Consider the following 6,167-nt stretch of genomic DNA (forward strand, 5'->3'; position numbering starts at 1 on the left):
CGAAAGAGATCTTCAAAAGTATGTAGCTGAAATAACCCCTAAAACCGGTCTTTCTCAGAGTGAGCTGTTTACCGGAAGCAATGCTGGGTTATCTTTGGAATCGGAATTAAAAAAAGAGATATTGTCTTCGGATGAGATCTGGTGGTTAGTATCATTTATTAAATGGACCGGAATTCGAGTCTTTGCAGATGAGTTAAACCGATTTGCCCGAAGTGGAAGAAAGATAAAAGTTATTACAACATCATATATGGGTGCTACAGATGTTGAAGCCGTAGAATTTCTTGCAGGTCTTCCTAATGCAGAAGTTAAACTGAATTACAATATCTCGCATGAGAGACTTCATGCAAAATCCTATATCTTTCGAAGATATAATGGATTTGATACCGGATACATAGGATCATCAAACATTTCTAGATCTGCTCTTACCAGTGGATTGGAATGGAATCTTAAAGTTACTTCACAAGAAATTCCACACATTTTAAGCAAGTTTAAATCTACCTTTGAAACTTACTGGGCTTCACCGGAGTTTGAGATCTACAATTACGGTGATGCAGAACATCGAAAAAAACTCAAGCAATCGATAAAGCTGGCCCGGGGTGAGAGTTCAGAAGAACTCCCATTGTTTTTTGATATAGAGCCGCATGTGTATCAAAGGCAGATACTTGAGAAATTAACAGCCGAGAGGACTATTCACAACCGGTGGCGAAATCTTGTTGTTGCCGCAACCGGTACAGGGAAAACGGTCATATCTGCTTTTGATTTTCGATCATATTACAGAAAAAAGCCAGATGCCAGATTACTCTTTGTAGCTCATCGTGAAGAAATATTAAAACAAGCCAGAGATACATTCAGGGCAATTCTACGGGATTCTTCTTTTGGAGAACTTTGGGTAAGTGGAATAGAACCACAACATTACAGGCATCTTTTTGTATCCGTTCAGACACTGAATAATCGTCTGAGATCTCTCCGATTGACACCAGATTATTATGACTTTATCATCATCGATGAAGTTCATCATATTGCAGCAGAAAGCTACCGTCCTATACTGAACCATTTTTTACCAAAAATCCTGCTGGGTCTGACTGCTACACCTGAACGTCATGATGGAAGCGATATCCTCGGGGATTTCTGCGGAACAATTGCAGCTGAATTGCGTTTAACAGATGCCATTAATAAAGGATATCTTTGTCCTTTTCAATATTTTGGTATTGAAGATACTGTAGATATTTCTGGAGTAAAATGGGAGCGAGGAAGGTATCTGCCATCGGAGTTGTCAAGAATCTATACAGCAAATGATGAGCGTGTAAAACATATTGTCCGCAATATGCAGGAAATCATAGGAGATCTGACAAAGATAAAATGCCTTGGGTTTTGTGTATCACAGGATCATGCGGAGTACATGGCTCGGAAATTTCTGCTTAAAGGCATAAAAGCGGCTGTTTTAACAAGTAAAAACAGTGAAGAAAGAACTGTACTTCGGCAGCAGCTTCAGCGTGGAGACATTAATGTATTATTTGTGGTGGATATTTTTAATGAAGGCATAGATATACCGGAAATCGATACAGTATTGTTTTTGCGGCCAACGGAAAGTTTGACAATTTTCCTTCAGCAGTTGGGACGGGGTTTACGATTATCCGAAGGTAAAGAGTGCCTGACTGTTCTGGATTTTGTTGGCAATAGTAGACCTGAGTATGATTTTTCTTCAAAGTTCAGAGCAATGGTGGGAAAAAGCCACATCTCAATTAAAGATGAAATAGAACAGGATTTCCCTCATTTACCTTTAGGGTGTTCTATTGTATTACAAAAAAAGGCAAAAGAACATATCCTGAAAAACATAAAATCTGCAATTGCATCTGCCAGAAACATAATAGGGTGGATACGATCTTTCAGGTACAATTCTATTGCACCGTTAACTATAGGTAATTTTCTGAGATTTTATCCAAATGTAACCATTGAAGATCTATATAAAGCAAATGGCAGTGGGTGGAGTCGTTTTTGTGTACGAGCCGGGGTTCTGGAGGATCGATTAGATGAGAGTTTAGAGAAGATTATATATAGAGCGATTCAAAAGCGCATTCTACAATGTACATCCTATTCCTATTTGTCGTTTATAAAAAAACTTATAGAAAATAATTTTGAGTGGAATGTAAATAGCGTTGTTGAAAACCAGATGGCAATGATGGTACATTATGATTTTTGGCAGGAACCAGGAAATAAACTTGGTTTTTCATCTCTGTCGGAGAGTATAAAAAGAATTATCTCAAATATTCAGTTGGTTGATGAGCTTAAAGAGGTCTTAGAATACCTTCTGGACAGGCTGGATTTTACAGAACTGGAGATGAATATTGGTATAGAGACTGCTTTACGTATTTATTCCAGGTATGGAAGAGATCAGATACTGGCAGCCTTTGGGGAACACACATTCGAAAGAAAAGTATCCAGTAGGGAAGGTGTACATGAAATCAAACGTCTCAATGTTGAGCTTCTCTTTGTAACACTGAAAAAAAGTGAAAAGAAGTTTTCTCCAACTACCATGTATCAGGATTATGCTATAAGTGAAGATTTATTTCATTGGCAAACACAGAATTCTGCTCATCCGGAGAGAGGAAAGGGATTATCTTACAGAAATCACAAGAAAGAGGGGAAAAAGATTATCCTTTTTGTGCGTGAACAGAGTAACGACGATTATGGTACAATGGGTTTTGTGAATGTAGGACCTGTTGAGTTTGTGACTTATGAAGGCAGTCAACCTATGAATATAACCTGGAAGTTATTGAATCCGTTGCCTTCATATATTTGGAAAGAAAGTGCAAAGCTATCGGTTGGGTAATAATAATGGAGAAAAATATTAAGTTCATCTATCTGCATAGAGATGCCTGTAATTTCAAAAATTGGGGAGAAGTGACATTCTGCAATAAATATAAATTGCAAAAAGAATATATTAAACAGATGATTAGTAATAAACTGATCGATAGGATGTTTTTTGTAGCTTCAGATTTAAAGGTTAAGGATTTACATCTTTCAGAAATTGATATTAGTGTAGATCACGATTGGCATGAATTTTATGATTGTACGTATACAGACGAAACGGTGGATGATACCGAAAATCGTGATATTTCTGAATTCATCGATGTTTTAAGTACTTTTAGGTACTACACTTGAGTCGCATTCTCTCGTATTTAAAATATCAATAATTGAATTGTATAAGTTTTCTGCAGTGGAAATATTCGAATGCCCTTCAGGATATACTTTAGTAAATATCGATATTGATTTTTCCGATAATTGCAAAGCCTCTCTATATTTTCCAAGATCTTTAAAAACCGATGCTCGAATCTAAAATTCTTCTCTGCTGATCTTAATGCTTTTTCTAACAGTTCCATGGCTCTGCTATAATCTCCAAGGTCTTTAAGTACTAATTCTCTCTCCCGACCAGCTCTAAAGGGACGGGATAATCCGATATTGGACCCCGTTTTTTATCCCAGAGAAATGAAATCTTTGAGGAATTATAACCTGTCATCCCTTATGTATATTGTTTTTCATGAAAAGAAAACGGTTGCAAACTCCTCATGATCGTTTTTTCAAGGAGATGTTTAGCAAAACTGCGGTAGTATCCAGTTTTGTGAGCACGTATCTGTTTGTCGGCGGGCACTTTAAAACAGGCCACATATGGGCACTTCAAAACCAGCCACTTTATGAAAATAATCTGGGTTTACTCCTCCTTTCTTGATTTATTATTTAAACGGTAACTTTTTCCTTTAATTGTAAACACCTCCGCGTTTTCAAGGAACCGGTCCAGAATGGCCGCCGTAGCAGCAGTGTCTCCCAGAATGACATTCCAATCGGACACGATCCTGTTTGTTGCTATAATTGTTGATCCAGTCATGTGTCGTCTGTGGATTACCTCAAGGAGATCGTCAGATGCATTCTGAGGCATTTTCTTCATGCCAAGCTCATCGATGATCAGAAGATTTACTTTTACCAGAGATTTCAGATATTCCCGTCTTTGTCTTGCAGTTTCAAAATCAGCCATCTCAAGTACTAAATCAAAAGCACTTTTATAAAGAACGGTGTATCCGTTGTGAATTGCAGATATGCCAAGCCCGATGGCCAGATGGGATTTCCCAACACCAGGAGGCCCGATAAAAAGTATGTTTTGACTTTTGAAGATGAAGTTAGAGGTACATAACGCCATAATGTCCTTTTTCTTTATAGTTGTATTAAAATCAAAATCGAAATCCTCAATTGTTTTGAGTTGGGGAAAGCGTGCCAGTTTAATTCTCCGGTTAAGAAGGTTACCCTGACGGCGGGCTAACTCGTCTGAAACCAGATTGTGAAGGAAATCCAGGTAATCAAGCTCGTGGCTCCGGGCTTCCTGGTAACGCACTGGAAGATTGCTGGACATACCACCCATGCGGAGGGATTTCAGAGAGAGCTGCAATGTATCTATAGTCATAATGAGATCCTTTCAGAAATTAATGTTTCATACTCATCAAGGGGGCGTATCAGTTCATGGCTTTGCGTCAATTCCGGGTTACCTTCTTCACAGTTTGCGTTAGCAGCATATTTTTCACACAGTGCACGGAATTTATGCAGTCGGATCGGAGAAGAGATCTTTGCATCACGGGCAGCACACTCAACAACCTCTTTGGTATATTTTTTTGATAAATTTAGAATACCTCGTACACGTCGTATTGACAACGGGTCATCAGTGCACAAAACCTCATACACCACATTATGAAGAGCAGGACTGATATCGCGTGCTTTACGGCAGTAATATCGTTCCTGACTTTCCAGGTTGGGATGTTTCCATTTCGGCAGGCACTCAGGAGCATCACTGACTGCTCCCTTGCGTTCAAGACGCATATGAGCTATAACAAACTGTCCTCCAGAATAGATTTGTACATACTGCTGGTTGTAGTGAACCACAACCGTTTCGCCGACCAGGCGAGGCGGGACACGGTAAAATCCTCTTTTTACTTCAATACATCCGTTAACATCCACTTTACGGACACATACCGTAAAAAATACAAACGCATGTTCCGCCAACGGCCGAAGTCTGGAACGTTCTATATCACAGAAAAGTTTCCACACCTGGCAACGGGTGGTTCCGTGTATACGGGTACGTGCCCATCGTTTATTCCAATAACGCAAGTATGCATTTGCTTCCGCAAGGCTGTTGAATTGCTTGCCGTCAAGAGCATTGTGTTTTGTGTAACCGATATCCCTTTCTACAATACCTTTATGTTCCGGTCGGCGAGGTATGCAGGGGTTTGCTGCAAAATTCCAGTGCATTGCGAACTTCAAGTATGTTTCATTAAGGATCGGGTCAAATATGCTTGCCTCAATGACACCAGCTTTCAGGTTGTCAATAGTGACTATCTCGGGGACACCGCCGAAAAAAGCGAATGCACGTTCATGACAACGCAGAAAAGTCTCCAGATCCTGCCTCTCAACCAATTCCTCATAGGCATGTTTACTGCAGCTAAGTGTCATCTTAAAAAGCCATACCTTTTTCCATTTCCCTCCAATAAGAATACGGCAGGTTGCTTTACCGAAATCAACCTGTGCCTCTCTACCAGGAATGTGTTCGAGTCGATCGGAAAAACCACGAACCTTTCTACGCAATTTACGGGCATACCGCTTTACTGCATCATAGCTGCCTTTATACCCATGCTCCTCAACAAGATCCTGGTAAATCCGCTGTGCTGTGAGTTTCTGTAGAAGACCATCGCGGATTTTTCCTGTATAGGGTTGAATCTGTGTACTATTGGTGATGGGCAAAGGTGGAAGGTCGGCGGGCACTTCTGGCTGCTTTTGACTAAAATCACCTTCCGAACCGGTGGGCACTTTTGGCTGGTTTTCAAAAGCTGGTAAATTAGAGTCGATGGGCACTTCTGGCCGGTTTTGAAATGCTTTTCTGTATTTCGATACCGTACCCCGGTTTATTCCGGTACTGCGGCTTATGGCTCGATCTGTCCATCCTAATCCTGTAAGTACTTGAATTTGTTGCTGTTTTTCCATCCTGAGATTGTTCCCCATGAATTCTCACCCTTTCTGTTGAAGCCTGCAGAAAGAATGAATTTATTTTAGGGATCGTCTAAACAGGGTGGCTGGTTTTGGGCTTCAAAAAGTGCCCATTTCTGGCCGGTTTTAACTGCCCGCTAACA

The 6,167-nt window shown here is 40.1% G+C and carries 4 protein-coding genes; 2 read left to right on the forward strand and 2 right to left on the reverse strand.

Annotated features, from left to right (window positions below; all coding sequences use genetic code 11):
• A partial coding sequence (locus GX089_11605; GenBank protein NLP03133.1) for a DUF3427 domain-containing protein occupies positions 1–2,830 on the forward strand: 2,830 nt, incomplete at its 5' end.
• Between the two features lie 5 nt (positions 2,831–2,835).
• Positions 2,836–3,162 carry a hypothetical protein gene (locus GX089_11610; protein NLP03134.1) on the forward strand — a complete coding sequence of 109 codons (327 nt, stop codon included), beginning with the start codon at positions 2,836–2,838 and terminating at the stop codon, positions 3,160–3,162.
• Positions 3,163–3,709: 547 nt separating this feature from the next.
• Here the strand turns inward: GX089_11610 and GX089_11615 are convergent.
• On the reverse strand, positions 3,710–4,453 hold the full coding sequence (locus GX089_11615; GenBank protein NLP03135.1) for an ATP-binding protein: 744 nt from the start codon (positions 4,451–4,453) through the stop codon (positions 3,710–3,712).
• Positions 4,450–6,039, reverse strand: coding sequence for an IS21 family transposase (locus tag GX089_11620; protein NLP03136.1), 1,590 nt, complete (start codon positions 6,037–6,039; stop codon positions 4,450–4,452). Before GX089_11620 ends, GX089_11615 begins: the two co-directional genes overlap by 4 nt.
• Positions 6,040–6,167 lie beyond the last annotated feature (128 nt).

This window comes from Fibrobacter sp., assembly GCA_012523595.1.
Lineage (GTDB): Bacteria > Fibrobacterota > Chitinivibrionia > Chitinivibrionales > Chitinispirillaceae > JAAYIG01.